Genomic DNA, 18,044 nt, shown 5'->3' with positions numbered 1-18,044 from the left:
AGTGCACCGATAGTCTCAACCTGAAATTTACCTTATCACCTCTTGTCCCGGCCTTTGGCCGGGCATAAGGCTGATGGGATGAACAAGGTGATGACATATCGCGGCCATTTTCGGGCCATTGCCGTGCTGGGCTTTCCGTTGATCGGCGGGCATCTGGCGCAGTTCGCGATCGGACTGACCGACACGGTCATGCTGGGCTGGTACGGGGTCGAGGCTCTGGCTGCCGTGACACTGGCAAGCAGCTATTACTTCGTGCTGTTTCTGTTCGGCGCAGGGTTTGGCTGGGCAGTGATGCCCATGGTGGCAACGGCCGCCGCCGAAGAGGATGAGACCAGCATTCGCCGCTCAACCCGCATGGGGCTGTGGTTGTCTCTGATTTATGCGACGTTGATGATGCCACTCTTATGGTGGTCCCAACCCATCCTGATCGCCTTGAAGCAAGACCCGCAAGTCGCTGAAACTGCTTCACAATACCTGCGTGTTGCGGGGTGGGGCCTGTTCCCGGCGCTGTTGGTGATGGTGCTGAAATCCTATCTGGCCGCGCTTGAACGGACTCAGATCGTACTGTGGATCACCGTCACCGCAGCGGTGGTGAACGCGGTGACGAACTATGCGCTGATCTTCGGCAACTGGGGCGCGCCTGAATTGGGGGTGATGGGCGCGGCCATCGCCTCGGTCGTGACGCAGATCGTGTCGCTGGTCTTTGTGGTGATGTATGCGGTGCGTGTGTTGCCGGAACACGGCCTGTTCCAACGTTTCTGGCGCCCGGATTGGGAGTTTTTTTTCAGCGTCCTGCGCCTTGGCGTACCCATCGGCCTGACGACGCTGGCCGAGGTCAGTCTGTTCGCCATGTCGGCCATCATGATGGGTTGGCTGGGGCAGGTGCCGCTGGCGGCACATGGGATCGCGCTGAACCTGGCCTCGGCCACGTTCATGGTGCATTTGGGGCTGTCCAATGCGGCAACGATCCGGGCGGGGAATGCCCTTGGGCGCAAAGACCGCCCGCATCTGGAAAAGGGTGCGATCGCGGTGACGGGCATGTCTCTGGTGGTATCCGTATTCACGGTTATCCTGTTCCTGACCTGTGCCGAACCGCTGATTTCGCTGTTCATGGAATCTGACGATCCGCAGCGCCCGCAAATCCTGGCCATCGGCACCGGGCTGCTGGCCATGGCCGCTCTGTTCCAACTGGTGGACGGGGCGCAGGTGATTGCGCTGGGCCTGTTGCGCGGATTGCAGGACGCCAAGGTGCCGATGGTGATGGCCGGACTCAGTTATTGGGTCGTGGGGATACCGGCGTCGTACTACTTTGGCTTCGTGCAGGGTATGGACGGGATCGGCATCTGGCTGGGCCTCGTGCTGGGCCTTGCCTGCGCCGCCGTTCTGCTGATGGCGCGGTTCTGGATGCGATCGGTCCGTGGGGTTGGCGTTCCGGCCGAATAGCCTCCCGGTCAGCCCTTGGTCAGCCGATCCGCCTTTTTGCGCACCAGAACGGTGCGCAGATCGTGCATCGCCAGCAGCAATCGGTCGGTGACATCCTCGAGTTGTTCTTCCGACGCCTTGGACTGCGCCCATTGCGTTGTCAGGTTCATGTAGTCGACCGCGCGATGAATGTCGTCGATATCGCGCTGCGCCAGTAGGGCTTTGCGTTCCTCTATCCAGCGCGCAATTTCTGTATGGTCGGATTCGGTTAGGGTGCGCTGGCCTTGCGGTTTCACCTCGCCGTTGCGAATGTTGATGACCGCGATCTGATCCATCTCGATCCGCCGCTGGCGATTTTCAGTGTCGATCCTGAAAACAACCGCGCCGTTTTCACGGATACGGAAATAGTATTCTGGCAGTTCTGCGGTCATCGGGGCCTCCGGCTCAGGTCAGGGACGCGCAGAAGCGCTGAATGCGGGTGCAGGCTTCGGACAGGGCCTCATCCGAGGTTGCATAGCTGACGCGGAAGTTCGGCGACAAGCCGAAGGCCGCGCCGAACACGACGGCCACGTCTGCCTCTTCCAGCAGGGCGGTAGCGAAAGCCTCATCCGAGTCGATCACCGTGCCCGCCGGTGTGGTCTTACCGATCAGCCCGGCGATTGAGGGGTAGACATAGAACGCGCCTTCGGGGGTGGGGCAGGTGATGTCGTCGATTTCGTTTAGCATCCGTACGACCAAATCGCGGCGACGTTTGAAGGTTTCGTTGTTCGGGGCCAGAAACGCTTGCGTACCACTCAGCGCCTCGACCGCTGCCCATTGGCTGACCGAGCAAGGGTTCGATGTAGACTGTGACTGGATCTTGCGCATCGCGGCAATGATCTCAACCGGACCGGCGGCATACCCAATCCTCCATCCGGTCATGGCATAGGCTTTCGAGACCCCGTTGCAGGTCAGCGTGCGATCAAAGAGGCCGGGCTCGACTTCGGCCGGGGTGCAGAATTCAAACCCGTCGTAGGCCAGGTGCTCATACATGTCGTCGGACATGATCCAGACATGCGGATGGCGCATTAATACATCGGTCAGCGCCTTCAACTCGTCACTGCTGTAACCCGCGCCGGTCGGGTTGGACGGTGAGTTGAAGATGAACCACTTGGTCTTGGGCGTGATTGCGGCCTCAAGCTGTTCGGCGGTCAGCTTAAAGCTGTTTGCCAGCGTCGTTTCGACCACAACCGGAGTGCCCCCGGCCAACAGCACCATATCAGGATAACTGACCCAATAGGGTGCGGGGATAATGACCTCATCGCCGTCATTCATTGTCGCCATGAGGGCGTTGTACAGGGTCTGCTTGCCTCCGGTCCCAACCGAGATCTGCGCAGGCGTGTAATCCAACCCATGGTCGCGTTTCATCTTGGCACAGGCAGCTTGTTTCAGCTCGGGGATGCCGTCTGGCGCGGTGTATTTGGTCTTACCCGCCGCGATCGCCGCCACTGCCGCGTCCTTGATGTTCTGCGGAGTGTCAAAATCCGGCTCGCCCGCGCTCAGGCCGATCACGTCGCGACCGGCGGCTTTCAGCTCAGCCGCTTTTGCTGTCATTGCAATGGTCGGAGAGGGTTTTACGCGTGACAGTGTCGCAGACAGGAAACTCATGGTCGACCTCGGTTTGTATGTTCAACCTGTCTGTCATAGGGTGCGCCCGAATGACGATCAAGCTGTATGAATAATGAATTAGGAGACCCCGATGAGCGACGAAACGGACTGGTATGGAGCAGATGCAGCGACTTTCGGGGACAGGCTGGCGGGCGCGCGTGAGGCCGCAGGGATGACACAGTCCCAGCTGGCCCGGCGCCTGGGGGTCAAGAAGGCAACGATCGCGGCCTGGGAAAACGATCTGTCCGAACCACGCGCCAACCGATTGTCGATGATGGCGGGCATGATCAACGTCTCGATCATGTGGCTGCTGACTGGCGAGGGTGAGGGCATGGAAGCCCCGGTCGACGAGGCCGAGGGCGATCTGGAACTGGTGGACGCAGTGGCAGAACTGCGTGCCATCCGCGGCGAGATGCGCGCCAGTGCTGAGCGTGCCGCGCGGCTGGAAAAGCGACTGCGATTGATGTTGGAGTCGGCCCAGTGACCGAAACGCGCGAAGTCCGGATCAAGCGCATGCAGATGCGCTCAATGCGGCGCGGTATCAAAGAGATGGACCTGATCCTTTCTGCCTATGCCGAACGCAATCTGGATAAGATGGATACGGCGGGTCTAGACCTGTACGACGCCATGCTGCATGAAAACGATCAGGACCTCTATCAATGGGTCACGGGTCAGGTTCAACCGCCCGGTGTTTTTGCCGACCTCATCGCGGATATCGCGCAGACCTTTCAAAAATAAAGAAAACCCGGCTTAACCGATTTTTCGGGATTTCGATTCATGCTGCCTGAAACAGCGCGAGTGAATCGGAGGATCGGATGAGTATGGAAATGCAGGTCTCCGCGCCGGAAACCAAGGGGTTTATGACCAGCTATCTCGAGGCGCTCGCTTTGGTCGAGCGTCTGCACCGCCTGCTGCTGGACGTCATCAAGGATGAGTTCGAGCGTGTCGGAGTGTTGGAGATCAACGCTGTTCAGGCCTTATTGCTATTCAATATCGGTGACCATGAGGTGACGGCGGGCGAACTTAAAAGCCGTGGCTATTATCAAGGCAGCAACGTCAGCTACAACCTCAAGAAGCTGGTTGAAATGGGCTACATGCACCACCAGCGCTGCGAGATCGACAGGCGCTCGGTCCGGGTTCGTTTGACCCCGCGCGGGCGGGAAATCCGCGATATCGTGTCCAAGCTGTTCTCGCGCCATGCCGAAGGGTTGCAGACCCGTGGCGTGCTGGGGCTGGAAGGGATCGACGACATCACCATGTCTCTGCGCCGGGTCGAGCGGTATTGGACCGACCAGATCCGGTATATCTACTGATCAGGGGCGCGGGATGGGATTTGCGTTGGGCAGGTCCAGTCCTTGCATCCTTTTCGCGGCGTCCTGCAGAGCGCCGATTTGCAACCCCTTCAGTTCCCGCTCCAGTTTGCGCCGCATCGCGCGTTCGAAATCCTCGAACCCCTGCGCAATTTCCAGAAACGCGCCGGGCCCGTGCAGGACGTTGTTTTCGAAAAACGGGATCAGGTACAGCTCGCCCTCGAAATCGGCGGCATTGATGACCAAACCGTTGACGACCGTGTTCTGAAAGGGAAAGTGTCTATAGGCCGAGTCCGGGCCATAGCCGTCATTGTTCGACCCATCGCCCGACAGATCGATGGTTTGAAACAAACAGGGCGGGGCCTGCTGCATCAGGGTTGCACCGAAGGCCAGCGCATATCCCATCGCTGTGGCCGAGCCACTATCGGACCGGATCGATTGCTGCACGGTCGCCGCCGCGGCGAAAAGGTCGGCCTGCGTGTAGATCATCGTCCAGTTCAGAATGACGCGCTGGGTGGATCGACCGCTCCATTCATACACGGCGAGCGCAACCGGCATAGGCGAGGAAAAGAACGCCTCGGTAACCTCGGGCGCGACAAGCGCGGCGGCCAAGCCCTGCCGCTGCAGGGCGTCTTCGTTTGCGTCTACCGAAGTGGAGATGTCCATGGCCAAAGCCAGGGCCAGACGGCAGGTTTCGGCCCGAAGCGGGCTGGCCAGAACGGCTAGCCCCAGTGCTGTCAGCCAGCGGATCACCAGTGGCCGGTGCTTTCCATGCTGGCCCAGGGCTCCGCGGGTTTCAACGCGTCGCCGTTCTGCAGAAGTTCGACGGAAATGTTGTCCGGGGACCGCACAAACGCCATACGTCCATCGCGCGGCGGGCGATTGATCACGACGCCACTGTCCTGCAGGTGCTGACAGACTTCGTAGATGTTATCGACACCGTAGGCCAAGTGTCCGAAATGGCGGCTGTCGCTCGGCAGAGCGTCGTCGCCATCCCAGTTATAAGTCAGCTCGATCGGCCGATCCTCTTGCCCAGGAGGCGCCATGAAGATCAGAGAAAACCGTCCGGCCTCGCTGTCATAGCGGCGGGTTTCCTTCAGGCCTAGTAACTCATAAAACGCCATCGACTTTTCCAGATCTTTCACGCGGACCATGGTGTGAAGATATGTCAGCCCCATCTGCGGCTTCCTTTCTGTTCAGGTGATGCGCAGCAGCTTAGCGCGCGGACATTGCGTGTCGAGGGGCAGTAGGGACACATTTTGAATTTTGAAGAAATGAGCGCACATATCGCGGTTCCGGTCCGGGAATTGCCGAGATATAGTGGTGGGCGACTCATTGCTGGAAAGGAGATTTCATGCCGCTGTCCTCTGACCAACTGGCCGAGATCGAAGCGCAAAGGGCGCAATCGCATCAAACACGCCGCGTTGTGGCTGCGGGTATGGAAGAGCATCTTTTCACTGCCCATCAAGTGCTGGACCACGGTTTTGTGCGCGTGATCGACTATATGGGCGATGACGCGGCGATCTGTCAGGCGGCACGGGTGTCTTACGGCAAGGGCACGAAGTCGGTGCAGAATGACGAGGGCCTGATCCGCTATCTGATGCGTCACTGGCACTCGACCCCGTTCGAGATGTGCGAGATCAAGCTGCACGTCAAACTTCCCGTGTTCGCGGCCCGACAATGGATTCGCCACCGCACGGCAAATGTAAACGAATACTCCGCACGCTACTCGATTCTCGACCGTGAGTTCTATATCCCAGCGCCCGATCATGTCGCGGCGCAGTCCGAGGTGAACAATCAGGGCAGGGGCGATGCGCTGCAGGGGGAAGAGGCCGCGCGGGTTCTTGAAGTGCTCAAGGCCGACAGCGCGCGGTGCTACGACAACTATGAGGCGATGATCAGCCAGGATGGTCAGCAGGGGCTGGCACGCGAACTGGCGCGGATGAATTTGCCCGCAAATATCTATACGCAGTGGTACTGGAAAGCTTTAGGTGCTGTGAATACTCCCAATTTATGGAAAATGCTTTCCAAGTCAGTAAGTTACGAAAAAGTGGGAAGTAGCTTTCCCGTTATTGGTCTGACTGGTTTTTTCAAACGAGGAAAGTTGGGGCGGCTAGGTGCTGTTTGAAATATCGTGCCGCGTAGACAGGTCTCGTTCCCAGATTAGTCTGAGTGAACGTCAATGTGACTGCACGATGCTTTTAGCTTTGGGCCAGTGATGTCCAAGCTGAAGAAAGAAAGGCGAGGGCAAAGTTGAAGCAGTATCTAGATGCATTGAACACCATTCTAGAATGTGGTGAGGAATCAACCGACCGCACGGGTACGGGCACAATCTCGTTATTCGGCTTGCAGTCGCGCTATCGGTTGGCGGATGGTTTTCCTTTGGTAACTACCAAGAAGCTACACTTAAGATCAATTATTCATGAACTTTTATGGTTCATAGCTGGCGACACCAACATCAAATATTTGAACGACAATGGTGTCACGATTTGGGACGAATGGGCTGACGAAAATGGTGATCTGGGTCCAGTATATGGCCATCAATGGCGGGCCTTCCCCACGCTGCAACCGACTGGGCAGGTGAAGGATGATGAACCCCTGTACTTCGGGAGGGGAGTTGACCAGATCACGCAGCTAATCGAAACGATAAAGTCCACGCCCGATAGTCGCCGCCTCATTGTGTCTGCATGGAATCCGGGAGATGTTCCGCGCATGGCGCTCCCTCCTTGCCATACAATCTGGCAAGTTCGGGTCTTGAACGGTCGTATGCACCTTCAGCTCTACCAGCGGTCAGCTGACATGTTCCTTGGCGTGCCATTCAACATTGCATCCTATGCGTTACTTCTAGTGATGCTCGCTCATGTTACTGGCTACGAAGCGGGTGATTTTGTGCACACTATTGGAGATGCCCACATATATTCCAACCATATGGATCAGGTGAAATTGCAGCTTACTCGGAAGCCGAAAAAGCTGCCGACTATCCGCATCAAACGCGATGTGTCGTCCATATTTGATTTCCGATACGAGGACTTCGAGATCGTTGATTATGATCCTGAACCCGCGATCCCTGCGCCAGTGGCGGTCTAAGCAATGATTACTTTGATCGTCGCGCGTGCCGAAAATGGCGCAATCGGCCGAAATGGTGATATCCCCTGGCATCTTCCCGAGGACTTGAAGTCCTTTCAGCGAGAAACACTCGGGGGTGCACTGATAATGGGACGTAACACGTGGGATAGCCTTCCGGTAAAACCGCTGCCAAAGCGCCTAAATATCGTTGTATCTTCACGGCCTGACGCCGCGGATCTTGTGGCTCCCTCGGTGGCCGCGGCCGTTAAGATCGCCGCCGATGCGGGATATGATCGAATTTATGGCATCGGAGGAGCACGGATTTACCAAGAGATGATCCCACTAGCGAATAGGTTGATGATTTCCGAGGTCGACATTCAAGTCCAAGATGCCGATACATTTTTCCCCAGTTTTGACCTGGAGGCCTGGCGTTTGATCAACAAGCGGCTACTACGGTCAGACGGGCCAAAGTGTTGTTTGCACGAGTACCTGAGGCGTGGGGCTCAGCAAATTCAGCTGGATACCCAGGAAGCAAACATGCTTAGCTGACTATCGCAAGTAGCGGAGAGTGCTTTTGCCTTTATCCGTAAAGATCGAAAACCCTTCGCAGGTGAGTGAAGAATTTTCCGTATTGAAGGTTATTGGCGCGCGCGGTCTTTTTGAACCAGACTTCGTCTTCTTCCAAAATCGACAGGTGCAGCTGTCCAGTGTACTTGGATTTCGGTCTGCCTACTTCCTTTCCGGGTTTTTCGTTTGTAACAATTCTTGGCTTAACAAAGGTCACCTGTTCCTTTTCACGCACCTCCCTTTGGAGCATTCGAGCTTCAACTCTGTCGACTAATTCAATTACCTGAGATTCTGACAGTTGGATCTTTCGCAGAAGCTCGCCGCCGCTGATGAACTTGTCCAAGAAATGATCAACCTTGATCTGCGCGGTGAAAGTGAAGAGCAAATCTGGTTCGCCCATTTCTTGATGAAACATGGGTATCCTGAGCGAGCGATATCAACCGCATACGCAGCACTGAGCGCAGGGCCCAACGAGGCTGAACCCCACAGCGGCTATTGTGGGCTGATACAGATGAATACGCGTCTCGGACCAAACGAGCGAGTGGTTCCATCTGTACCACAAGTCAGTGGCGATAGCTGGGTTGCAATCACAAGGGACAACGGAGAACGTCGAGAATTCCTAATTTCCGCCGAGCCAGAGAAAGAAGCGCGGCATCTATTTGGTTTGGTCGTCGATACTTCGAATGAGCTGGCACAGATGTGCATAGGAAAGAGCGTTGGCGAAAGTTCTCAGTTTGCAGGTGTTATTGCTCAACAATTATCGGAATGGACAGTCTCTGAAGTAAAACACAAGTATTCTCAAGCTTGCCACATCATAATGGATGAGTTTGACATTCGGTTTCCCGGCTCACGCCAGATGTCCAAGATGGCTATGGCGGACGGCGACGTTCAACCGGTGCTTGACTACATCCGCGGTTATGCTGAGCAGCATCAAAAAGCGTCGGAATATTACACAAAACAGGGTTTTCCAATCAGCATTTTGGCGGCTTTGAAAGGCGGAACTTCAATTGAATACGCTGGTTATCTGCGTAGCCTCGGGTCGGATATTATAGTGTGCCGTGGTTTCGCGGACGAGCGTGGCAGCGCGCTCGAACTAATCGCTCAAAAGCGTGTCGAAGGAACGACCATCGATGCTCTGATCGCTTGGACTATTTATTGGGCAGACGCCTTTGATGTGGTCAAGCGAGTTTTTGGCCGAATTCGGATCTCGCAAACGTGCCTTGACGAATTGACGAGAATGGCTGTCGAGTCCGAAGACAACTCTGTTGGTAGGCTTTCGCTTACCGGGATAGACGGGCGGTATTTTCGTGAAGAGCATTCAGCAGAAGAAATTGCCGCGTACCATGAGCGATTGTTGAAGGTACGGGATCAAGTCGTTGGCTTCTGCGAAATCGTACCAAGCGAAGCTCCCGACGACATACCCGAGATGTCACAGGAGCTGATCAGCAGCTTTTCTGTCGATTTACTTGATCCGGCTTTCGCTGCGCTTGGTCAAGGTTTGCTGTTGTCGGAGGATATGTTTTATCGACAGCTAGTTAATCAAGAGTTCGGAATCCAGGGTGTGTGGCTGCAAGCAGTATTGATGTTCGCGTTGCAGGAGGGTTTTCTAGAATTTGACGCCTACTGCGCTCAATGCGTGTTTCTGGCTCGAAGCGGGCACGGTCACTTTGCTGTGACTTCGGATGTGCTGGCGAACGTGGCGCGGCAAGAAGGTAAAGAAACCTCAGGTGATTTCGAAGCTCTGTCCAACGTCCTCGGCACGCCCGATGCGGATGTCTATTCTCATTTTCAGGTCGCATATGCTGCAATTTAAAAAATCTGGGGTGTCTGTGACCTCACGATAAGACAATGGCGTCGCTTTTCTGGAACGCTGATCTCTAAGTTGATTAGGAACCGCAAGGAGGATTGGGCTTACGCGTTGAGTGCACTTTATATCTAAATGCATAGCGACTTTCGTCAATTCTTGCAGGAATGGATGCGAAATCAGTCGCTCCCTAAAGAGGAATTTGATGCAGCGTTTTTGGCCGCATTGAAGGCTCGCCATTCAGACTAAGCATCTCTTAGATGAGACGTTTCCTTTGTTCACCTGTGCCCTATCGCTTATCTAGCGCTGTCCGCCTTGGGCTGCGACCAGCCAATAATGCAAGCTGCAGAGAACGGCGGTACTGAGCCCACTTTGACCGATGCTGCGGGATGCCCCAGTTACGGCAATGCGCAGTAAGCAGACTTTGCAAATCTACAAAGCCCACCCTCAATCCACAGACGGCGTGGTCCGGCTCTACCGCCGATTTTATCATCCCCGTGTGCTTTCAAAGCGGAATTATATGAAAAGATTTTGACGCTCGTTTCGAGGCAATAGGCGCGATACGTTTCGTCAGTATCTACTCAGCGTCTCCAGTATTGTATTCCGCGTATTGACGTCATTTTGGAAAATCCTGTCGGCGAGAAACTCGGACGGAAACTCGGGCCATGTCTTTCGCATTTCCATAATTAGATTTTGTGCTTCTTCCGAATGCCCCAACTGGTCGTGCGCAACGGCTTGGAATAGGAGCGAAGGCGCACTTACAGGCGCACCGGCAGCTGGCGCTCCTTGAAAGGCTTCAACAACATTTTCGTAGTTCCCGAGCATAAGTTGCGACACGCCCCAGATGTTTCTCGCACCAAACCTACCAGATCCTGATTTGGGTCTCTCCGGGTTGCTAACCTCGGCAGCAAGTTCCGGGGCGTTAGCCAAGATGGCGGTGATACCTGCAAGGTCGAGAATATGGGCATCATTCGGCGCCAGTTCGACCGACATCCTTGCGTATTTCAATGCCTCGTTTGGCTGGTCTTTGACAGCCAGCACCCAACCATTTGCGCTGTTTGCCCACGCGTCAGCCGGGGACAATTGAAGCGCTTTTCCAGACATTTCTGAGGCTTGATTGAAGAAATCATCCCTTTGTGCTTCATCCGGCGACAAAACCGCCAGGATCGCCAGGACCTGCGCTGATCCGGCATAGCCGTCAGACAGCGCCGGGTCGAGTTCCATAGCGTGCTGGAACATACCCAATGCTATTTGCTGACGTTTGACATCAAAAACGGGAAAAAACATGCCTCGGGCTTGATCCGCAAGGTTGGCCGCCTGGAGTCTTGTCAACGAGTGCTCCCCCAGTGCTGCACGTTCTGCTTTCTCGATGGATTGAGTCGTTGGCACAACCTCCCTGTAATCCTGGCTCATCCAGGTGCCAAGCACAGCGACTAATGCAAGAACACCCAGTCCGGCTGGCAGCAATTTCAGCGAACGCCAACGGCCAACAGGATTGTCGATATTCAGTTCACTTGATGTGCGGTCTTCGGTTGTAGGTTCGTAGGAAAACCGCGGCTTGTATCCGCCAGGGTCAACAAAAATGCGAACACCGTCACCGTCCCATTGATCTTCGTAAAACGCGTGTAGCAGTCGACGTAGCCGCCTGGCTTCGACGCGAACGAGGTTTTGACCACCAGTACCATCTATGCGCCGCCCATAGACCTCAACAGCGATAGCTTTGCCTCGAATCTGAGTGCTTCGACCCGATAGAGATTCCTCGACTATATAGGTGAGAAATTGCGTGAGTCGGGGTGAAGCTTGAAACCCGTCACTTGATACAATTCGACTCAGAGCTTCCCGGATCAGTTCCGGAGAAGGCTGTCCAACATGTTGATTAATTGGCAAATCGTTGGATTTGTTCAATTTCAACTCACCCCCAACTCACGGTGACTCACTTGGCCTTTGCGGTCAACCGCACTCATCTTGATTTAAGAATAGATAGTGGGTGTCGGGATTTTTCCAGTGAAGGTGAACCTGATTGAAGAAATTCCAGAACTTTCCGATGTGCTGTCGGGGCGCATCGAAACGGATGCACTATTCGGCGAGGTCATCGAAGACCTGAAGAAAGCATCTGCGTTTTCGAAAGACGCATCGATCACGGCCTCAGAGCGCGCTGAATGGGCCCACATCAAATCTGAACTCATCAACGAGCTTCGCAGGATGGTGAAGCGCAATCTGTGAGATACTTCTAACTGAGGACCAATCCATGACCAAGGAAGACAGTAGGAAAGACCAGGACGACAAACAGGTTCAGGCGTCAGACCAAATAGAAGACCCGTCGCGGCGGAGTGTTCTAAAGGGCTTGGCCACTGGAGCGGCTGCAACGGGGGCAGCTGGGTTTGCGGCAGGAAGTGCCGAGGCCCACGAAGGAGACGGTCCACTAGGAGAAACACTCAAGAACCCATATGGTGGTCGACCCGCAGGCGGGATCTCTTTGCCGGAATACTTCCGTCCGACGAAGTACATGACTGGTTCAAACGCGAACTATTTTCCACTGAGTGAGGAGTTGGGGCCAGATGAGATGCGAATCTCATTCTGTGGCTCAACGCCATATCCGCCGCGCGAAGATCAGGCGGGCACCTGTATTATGGTTGAGCTGGGTAACGGAAAAAGGTTCTTCTTCGATTTTGGATCCGGTTGTGTACGCAATATCATTGCCATGCAAGTGCCGGGGCAGCTGATCAACGACATCTTCATCTCTCACCTGCATGTCGACCACTATGCCGATATTCCCTATATTTACCCCTTCCGTGCCTGGTCGGGTGGTTACACGCCACTACGCATCCATGGTCCCTCTGGTCGGACACCCGAACTTGGCACAGCCGGAATGGTGAAAGGCATGCAACAGATGCTCAAATGGCATCTGGAGGCCTTTGATGTTTTCCCGATTGGGGACGGCTACGAGATCGAAGTCAATGAATTCGACTTCCGTCAGGAAGGCGGCATCGTTTATGACGAAGATGGCGTGACTGTTCGATCCTGGCCTCGTAGCCATGCCAAGGACGGGGCAGTTGGGTATCGGCTCGATTGGAATGGTCTGAGCTTTGTATGGACCGGCGATGGTCGCCCGGATGAACTATCACGGAAATACGGCGAAGGTGTTGATGTCTTTGTAACCGAAATGTCGGGACAGGATATTGGTCAGTTGATGACCTATAAATACGGTATCCCACAGGAATTGTTCAATTACACAATCGATACGCATCACACCTCTCACTATGCAGTGGGTAAGCTCTTTGCTGACGCAAGGCCGCGTTTGGGAATGGTGACACACTACACGCAAGACGAAGACATCGACGCTGAAATGCTGGCTGGTATTCGTGCCCACTACGACGGTCTGTTCCAATGGGGTCTCGATGTGGCCGTCGTCAACGTAACTAAGGATGCGATTTGGTACAGGAAAGCCGCATTGCCCGGAAAATCTGGCACTGTCCCGCCATTCCGTGAACTGGCTGCAGCAGCAGAGGCTGGGCGCATCGAGCTTCCAGAGGAAGTTACTTTGCCGAACCCAAGGCTCACCCGAGCAGATCAGCAAGACCAGAAGTATCGAGATATGGAGATCGATCCACGCGAGTATTACCCAACTGACGTTTTCCGAGCACCCGGCGGAGACTGGCCGCAGGACTTTACCATCAAAGTTTCGGATGTAATCGGCCCGCGTGATGAAGACTGAGAGGAGATCGAACAATGATTGAATTTGGTTCGACTTCTGCGATCCCCGTAACGATCCTTACCGGCTTTCTGGGAGCCGGTAAGACAACGCTTCTGAACCGCATCCTCACCGGCAATCACGGATTACGAGTAGCAGTCCTGGTGAATGATTTTGGATCCATAAACGTAGACGCCGACTTGGTGGTTGGCCTCGAAGATGACGTTATGAGCCTCGCGAATGGTTGCGTGTGCTGCTCGATACGAGATGACCTGATAGAAACGGTGGAAGCCGTTCTCGCCCGGCCTGAGAAACCAGAATACATCGTCCTTGAAGCAAGTGGTGTGTCGGACCCATCGTCAATCGCGATGACGTTCACGGATCAACGGTTCCGGGACATGATCCGCTTAGACAGCCTCATGTGTCTTGTCGATGCGGAACAGTTATTTGCCGCGCCGGAACAAATGGAACTGAAGCTCCGTCAAATTGCGTTTTCGGACATGGTAATTCTGAACAAGGTTGATCTTGTCGACAGGGCCACAGTTCAGAAGGTGCACGATTGGCTCGGGTCTCGCTTCCGTCGATATCGCCTGGTCGAAGCTGTAAACGCAGACGTCCCACTCGACATACTTCTTTCTGTTGGTCGCTTTGCCGCCGAACAACTCGAAACGGAAATACCTGATCACCATGAACATGGACCAAATTGTGGTTGTCATCACTCTGATCACTCAGACAGCTTCTCAACAACTATGATGAAAGCTGAACGCCCAATAAGCCTATCTTCCCTCCGGAGCGCAATTCGGAAGCTTTCGGGCGACGTTTATCGTCTCAAGGGATTTGTTTTTAGCGAGGAGGATCCAGATCATCGCATTCTTGTTCAGGTCGTTGGAAAACGTATGGACATCGCACGGGATGGTGCTTGGGGTGACCGCAAACCCGAAACAAGGCTTGTCGCTATAGGCGCACCGGGGGCGCTCTCCGAGGATGTGCTTTCGGACACGCTTATGGAGACAGTCTGAAAGCCAGGTTCGATCAAGTTTTTTGTCTATAAGTCAACCGTGCTGGATAATTTCATCCAGTTCGGCGGCGGCGGACTGTGAGTGGGCCATTGACGTCATTGCCAACCTGGCGATCTCAAGTGCAAGCTACCCATGAGAAAATGGCCGGCTGAAAGGAGACCGCCTATGAACCTAAGGTTGCTACGCTGCTCCATACTTGCCGGGATTGGTGCCCTTTATGGTACTGCGTGGGCAGAGTCCCAGGAAGAAGAACTAGCAAAGCAACTTGCTAACCCAGTGGCCGCTCTCATTAGTGTGCCATTCCAGCTGAACTATGATCAGAATTTGGGTGCCGAAGGAAATGGTTCGCGTTGGATATTAAACGTACAACCGGTTGTTCCATTTGATCTTACGGATGATTGGAACCTCATATCCCGAACAATTCTTCCAATTGCCTCCATAGATGGTGGCCTACCGGGTTCTGGATCCGAGACTGGGCTAGGAGATACTGTTCAAAGCTTATTTTTTTCGCCCAAAAAACCAAGTGCGGGCGGTTGGATCTGGGGGGCTGGACCCGTTTTTCTGCTGCCGACGTCGACAGATAACAGCTTAGGTCTCGGAGAGTGGGGTGCTGGAGTTACCGGCGTGGCACTCAAACAGCAGGGTCCTTTGACATATGGTGGCCTGACAAATCACATCTGGGACATTGATGGTGACACCGACATCAACCAGACGTTCTTACAGCCATTTATTTCCTACACAAATTCGAACGCGTGGACGTTCACTTTAAACACTGAGTCCACCTACGACTGGGAAAACGATCAATGGTCGGTGCCAATCAACGGTGTTGTCACCAAAGTTACCCAACTCGGGGATCAACTTATCAGCATAGGCGGGGGAGTACGCTATTGGGCCGACGGCCCCGATAGTGGGCCCGACGGTTGGGGCATGAGACATGTAGCTACCTTGCTATTTCCCAAATAGTTGAGCTTTATCCTAAGATAATACCGCTTACCGGATGCAGGCATTGCGCTGATGAAAGCGAACGGCAGTTTGTCCGCATTGGAAGTCACCATGCAGGGATTTGAAGGTCCGCTTTGGGCTGACTGCGGCCTATCTAAAAATTTCAAAAACCGGTGACACTTACCCTTGTTAGGACTGCCTTGGGGCGAGTTCTCCCCACTCATCCGCGCTCATGCTTTTTCGCGTTAGCCCATCTTCTGAGGCGAACTGAGCTGCTTTGACGAGGAGAAAGGCCACCGTAATGACGTCTACCTCGCAACGTTTCTCGAATTCTTCGGTCGTCTTATTGGGCCTTTCTTCCGACATTCCCATCTGTATCTGACGCTTTCGGGCAATTGGCTAACTTTGCATAATAATTCGTCGCTCTAGGAAAGCCAGTTCTCGGGCGTGCGAGCGCTTCTTCAGGAGAGGCTCTATTTCCGTCCTCCAGCGCAAGTGATTTGCAATGGTGTAGAAGGACGGGAGACCGGCTCTGATACTCCTCATTGTTCGTTTGGTTAGGTGTCATTTGACAATCCATCCTGCTCATCGTCAGACGTTGTTTCATTTTCCCGAAATGCCAACTTCGCGATTTTTCGAACCAGATACCAAACGCTACTTCGGCGCATGTGACCCTTAATCCAACCGGTGACATCCTTGGCCGGGATATCGAGATGCGGTGCTTCGTCTTCGAATACTCTGACCTTGTCGTCGGAGATATCCTGGTCTTCCCCCAGTGAAGTGGTCCTCCACTATGTTTAGGAAAACGGAGGGATCGCATGGCCGACAAGCGACCCAAGCCAGAGGAAATTGTCACGAAGTTACGACAGGTTGAGGTCCTTACTGGGCAAGGTATGCCGCGTCTGGATGCGATCCGGCAAATTGGTGTGACTGAACAAACCTATTACCGCTGGAAGAAGAAATACGGTGGTATCCGCGAAGGCTGACCGCCCATATCGCTTGTTTAAACGGGGCGTCATGAAGCTGTGTAACTCATTCATGACGGTTTCTGCCGTGATCCGAACCATTTGCCTGTGCCTTGTGCTTGCACTCAAAGCACAGGCCAAGTCCTCGACTGCCGAGGTGATTTGCGAGCCCGCCGCCCGGATACACGATAAACTTGAACGTCAGTTCGGTTGGGAACGCGCGGCGACCGGCACTCGCGGGCCTGAATAATTGATGGAGGTCTGGACCAGAAACCCGGTGACTGGACCATGTTGGTCACCTATGTCACCGGGACATCTTGCTTCGTGGCGATGGAACAAGACTGGTAACTCATGCCAAAGTCGACCCGGCGCGAGGCTAAGGTTCTCTAACCTTTGAAGATTGGCCAACGGCCGGTAATTGGCCGTTGGCCTGTTTTGATAACCCGCAGAATGCGGTTGTTTTACAGTGGCTTCAAATCAGCTGCCATTTGGCGGCCGTCGCGTCCGTCTTGCAGCTCGTACGAGACTTTCTGATTGTCAGCGAGCCCGGTCAGACCGGACCGTTCAACGGCCGAGATATGAACAAATACGTCCTTGCCGCCTTCATCGGGGGCAATAAACCCGTAGCCTTTCGTGGTATTAAACCATTTCACGGTGCCAGTTGGCATTTCCCGTGTCTCCTTCTACTTTCACGTTGTCCCACAAAATTGGTGGGGTAGTGGTTGACGCCGCCGCAACACATCACCGCATCGCCCACACGATACAGCCCGAATTGCGTGTTTCGTCTTTTTCAACATTGCACGGTGAAGTAAAAAATCAAGAATTACCGAGACGTTCAGGCGAAATTGCCGAAAATTGAACCAGATACAGGAGAACTCCGCAGATGCGCCTCTATGGCCTGAAGACCTGTGATACGTGCCGCAAGGCATTGAAATCACTTCCAGATGCTGAATTTGTCGACGTTCGGGCCGATGGTGTGCCGGATTCGGTGCTTGCGCGGGCTTTAGACGCCTTCGGCGAGGCTTTGCTCAACACTCGCTCTACAACCTGGCGGGGATTGGGTGATGCGGATCGCGCGCGGCCTCCGCTAGACCTGCTGGCCGATCACCCGACTTTGATGAAGCGTCCCCTGGTCGAGCGGAACGGCACGCTGTATCTGGGTTGGACGGCTGAAACGAAGGCAGGGCTTGGCGTTGCGTGAACGGGTAACTATGTGAATTGACGTAAGTTAGAGGGTTTTAAATGCGCAACGCAGCTATGATTCTAGGCGTCATTGCCGGTCTGATCGGTATGATTGTGGGCTTTTTTGGCTATGGCCGTATCGAACTGATCGAGCACATCGGAGAGATCGACGGACTACTGGAGCAGTCGAAAAACCCGGGGTTTATTCAGGCTGTGTCGATCTTGGCGCCTCTTCTGGCCATCGCAGGTGGTGCGATGGCTCATGCACGAGCCTTGGTCGGAGGCGTGTTGTTGTTGGTTTCGGCAACGGGGATGTATTACGCCTTTGGTTTCAACGTTTTCACAATGTTCCCGGTGGCGTTTGCGGCCGTGGCGGGCTTCCTTGGGCTGGCCGCAGGTAAACCGGACGAGCCCAAGGCACATTTCTAA

General features: G+C 54.5%; 22 protein-coding genes and 1 pseudogene. 16 read left to right on the top strand and 7 right to left on the bottom strand.

The genetic code is table 11. From position 1 onward, the window contains the following. Positions 1-78: 78 nt before the first annotated feature. On the top strand, positions 79-1,443 hold the full coding sequence (locus tag ACR0IM_RS05575) for an MATE family efflux transporter (RefSeq protein ID WP_480681101.1): 1,365 nt from the start codon (positions 79-81) through the stop codon (positions 1,441-1,443). Positions 1,444-1,451: 8 nt separating this feature from the next. Here the strand turns inward: ACR0IM_RS05575 and ACR0IM_RS05570 are convergent, their stop codons facing one another. Further along, the gene (locus tag ACR0IM_RS05570) at positions 1,452-1,853 is read right to left on the bottom strand and encodes a hypothetical protein (protein ID WP_480681100.1); all 402 of its coding nucleotides are present in this window, start codon (positions 1,851-1,853) and stop codon (positions 1,452-1,454) included. 13 nt (positions 1,854-1,866) lie between these two features. Then, positions 1,867-3,069, bottom strand: a complete 1,203-nt coding sequence (locus ACR0IM_RS05565; protein ID WP_480681098.1) for a pyridoxal phosphate-dependent aminotransferase — start codon at positions 3,067-3,069, stop codon at positions 1,867-1,869. 91 nt (positions 3,070-3,160) lie between these two features. On the opposite strand from ACR0IM_RS05565, the gene ACR0IM_RS05560 reads away from it, so the two are divergent. The 3 genes from ACR0IM_RS05560 (at position 3,161) to ACR0IM_RS05550 (ending at position 4,382) form a co-directional block, all read left to right on the top strand. Further along, on the top strand, positions 3,161-3,553 hold the full coding sequence (locus ACR0IM_RS05560) for a helix-turn-helix domain-containing protein (RefSeq protein ID WP_480595576.1): 393 nt from the start codon (positions 3,161-3,163) through the stop codon (positions 3,551-3,553). Next, positions 3,550-3,807: a succinate dehydrogenase assembly factor 2 gene (locus ACR0IM_RS05555; RefSeq protein WP_480595575.1), complete on the top strand. Its 258-nt coding sequence runs from the start codon at positions 3,550-3,552 to the stop codon at positions 3,805-3,807. Before ACR0IM_RS05560 ends, ACR0IM_RS05555 begins: the two co-directional genes overlap by 4 nt. Before the next feature lie 77 nt (positions 3,808-3,884). Next, positions 3,885-4,382, top strand: coding sequence for a MarR family winged helix-turn-helix transcriptional regulator (locus ACR0IM_RS05550; protein ID WP_480595574.1), 498 nt, complete (start codon positions 3,885-3,887; stop codon positions 4,380-4,382). Here the strand turns inward: ACR0IM_RS05550 and ACR0IM_RS05545 are convergent, their stop codons facing one another. After that, positions 4,383-5,132: a DUF1194 domain-containing protein gene (locus ACR0IM_RS05545; RefSeq protein WP_480640793.1), complete on the bottom strand. Its 750-nt coding sequence runs from the start codon at positions 5,130-5,132 to the stop codon at positions 4,383-4,385. It abuts the gene before it with no gap. Continuing rightward, positions 5,129-5,557, bottom strand: a complete 429-nt coding sequence (locus tag ACR0IM_RS05540) for a VOC family protein (protein WP_480595572.1) — start codon at positions 5,555-5,557, stop codon at positions 5,129-5,131. The genes ACR0IM_RS05545 and ACR0IM_RS05540 overlap by 4 nt, the downstream gene beginning before the upstream one ends. Positions 5,558-5,733: 176 nt before the next feature. On the opposite strand from ACR0IM_RS05540, the gene thyX reads away from it, so the two are divergent. From thyX to ACR0IM_RS05525, 3 genes are all read left to right on the top strand, one after another. Then, complete coding sequence (gene thyX, locus ACR0IM_RS05535) at positions 5,734-6,507, top strand: FAD-dependent thymidylate synthase (RefSeq protein ID WP_480681097.1); 774 nt, start codon at positions 5,734-5,736, stop codon at positions 6,505-6,507. Positions 6,508-6,632: 125 nt separating this feature from the next. Then, on the top strand, positions 6,633-7,466 hold the full coding sequence (locus tag ACR0IM_RS05530; RefSeq protein ID WP_480595570.1) for a thymidylate synthase: 834 nt from the start codon (positions 6,633-6,635) through the stop codon (positions 7,464-7,466). A gap of 3 nt (positions 7,467-7,469) precedes the next feature. After that, on the top strand, positions 7,470-7,994 hold the full coding sequence (locus ACR0IM_RS05525; RefSeq protein WP_480681096.1) for a dihydrofolate reductase: 525 nt from the start codon (positions 7,470-7,472) through the stop codon (positions 7,992-7,994). Positions 7,995-8,025: 31 nt separating this feature from the next. Here the strand turns inward: ACR0IM_RS05525 and ACR0IM_RS05520 are convergent, their stop codons facing one another. Further along, positions 8,026-8,427 (bottom strand): hypothetical protein, encoded by a 402-nt coding sequence (locus ACR0IM_RS05520; protein ID WP_480681095.1) that lies wholly within the window; start codon positions 8,425-8,427, stop codon positions 8,026-8,028. A gap of 96 nt (positions 8,428-8,523) precedes the next feature. Between ACR0IM_RS05520 and ACR0IM_RS05515 the strand changes: the two genes are divergently transcribed. After that, positions 8,524-9,825, top strand: coding sequence for a PIN domain-containing protein (locus tag ACR0IM_RS05515; protein WP_480681094.1), 1,302 nt, complete (start codon positions 8,524-8,526; stop codon positions 9,823-9,825). A gap of 561 nt (positions 9,826-10,386) precedes the next feature. On the opposite strand, the gene ACR0IM_RS05510 is transcribed toward ACR0IM_RS05515, so the two are convergent. Beyond that, positions 10,387-11,727 carry a tetratricopeptide repeat protein gene (locus ACR0IM_RS05510; protein WP_480681093.1) on the bottom strand — a complete coding sequence of 447 codons (1,341 nt, stop codon included), beginning with the start codon at positions 11,725-11,727 and terminating at the stop codon, positions 10,387-10,389. A gap of 93 nt (positions 11,728-11,820) precedes the next feature. On the opposite strand from ACR0IM_RS05510, the gene ACR0IM_RS05505 reads away from it, so the two are divergent. The 6 genes and pseudogenes from ACR0IM_RS05505 (at position 11,821) to ACR0IM_RS05480 (ending at position 16,683) form a co-directional block, all read left to right on the top strand. After that, positions 11,821-12,039 (top strand): hypothetical protein, encoded by a 219-nt coding sequence (locus tag ACR0IM_RS05505; RefSeq protein WP_480681092.1) that lies wholly within the window; start codon positions 11,821-11,823, stop codon positions 12,037-12,039. A gap of 25 nt (positions 12,040-12,064) precedes the next feature. After that, a complete protein-coding gene (gene gntH / locus ACR0IM_RS05500; RefSeq protein ID WP_480681091.1) occupies positions 12,065-13,531 on the top strand; it encodes a guanitoxin biosynthesis MBL fold metallo-hydrolase GntH in 1,467 nt (488 codons plus the stop codon). Between the two features lie 14 nt (positions 13,532-13,545). Then, on the top strand, positions 13,546-14,526 hold the full coding sequence (locus ACR0IM_RS05495; protein ID WP_480681090.1) for a CobW family GTP-binding protein: 981 nt from the start codon (positions 13,546-13,548) through the stop codon (positions 14,524-14,526). Between the two features lie 165 nt (positions 14,527-14,691). Beyond that, on the top strand, positions 14,692-15,489 hold the full coding sequence (locus tag ACR0IM_RS05490) for a transporter family protein (RefSeq protein WP_480681089.1): 798 nt from the start codon (positions 14,692-14,694) through the stop codon (positions 15,487-15,489). A gap of 797 nt (positions 15,490-16,286) precedes the next feature. Next, a pseudogene (locus ACR0IM_RS05485) lies at positions 16,287-16,442 on the top strand (IS3 family transposase); the annotation flags it as partial. 43 nt (positions 16,443-16,485) lie between these two features. Continuing rightward, on the top strand, positions 16,486-16,683 hold the full coding sequence (locus ACR0IM_RS05480) for a hypothetical protein (RefSeq protein WP_480681088.1): 198 nt from the start codon (positions 16,486-16,488) through the stop codon (positions 16,681-16,683). A 211-nt stretch (positions 16,684-16,894) separates the two neighbouring features. On the opposite strand, the gene ACR0IM_RS05475 is transcribed toward ACR0IM_RS05480, so the two are convergent. Next, positions 16,895-17,101, bottom strand: coding sequence for a cold-shock protein (locus tag ACR0IM_RS05475; RefSeq protein WP_008758035.1), 207 nt, complete (start codon positions 17,099-17,101; stop codon positions 16,895-16,897). Between the two features lie 215 nt (positions 17,102-17,316). On the opposite strand from ACR0IM_RS05475, the gene ACR0IM_RS05470 reads away from it, so the two are divergent. Both ACR0IM_RS05470 and ACR0IM_RS05465 read left to right on the top strand, forming a co-directional pair. Then, entirely contained in the window at positions 17,317-17,634 is a 318-nt protein-coding gene (locus tag ACR0IM_RS05470) for an arsenate reductase family protein (protein ID WP_480681087.1), read from the top strand. A 41-nt stretch (positions 17,635-17,675) separates the two neighbouring features. Then, entirely contained in the window at positions 17,676-18,044 is a 369-nt protein-coding gene (locus ACR0IM_RS05465) for a hypothetical protein (RefSeq protein WP_480595563.1), read from the top strand.

This window comes from Ruegeria sp. BF6 (assembly GCF_056538665.1).
This window is presented reverse-complemented; position numbering and strand designations above follow the sequence as displayed.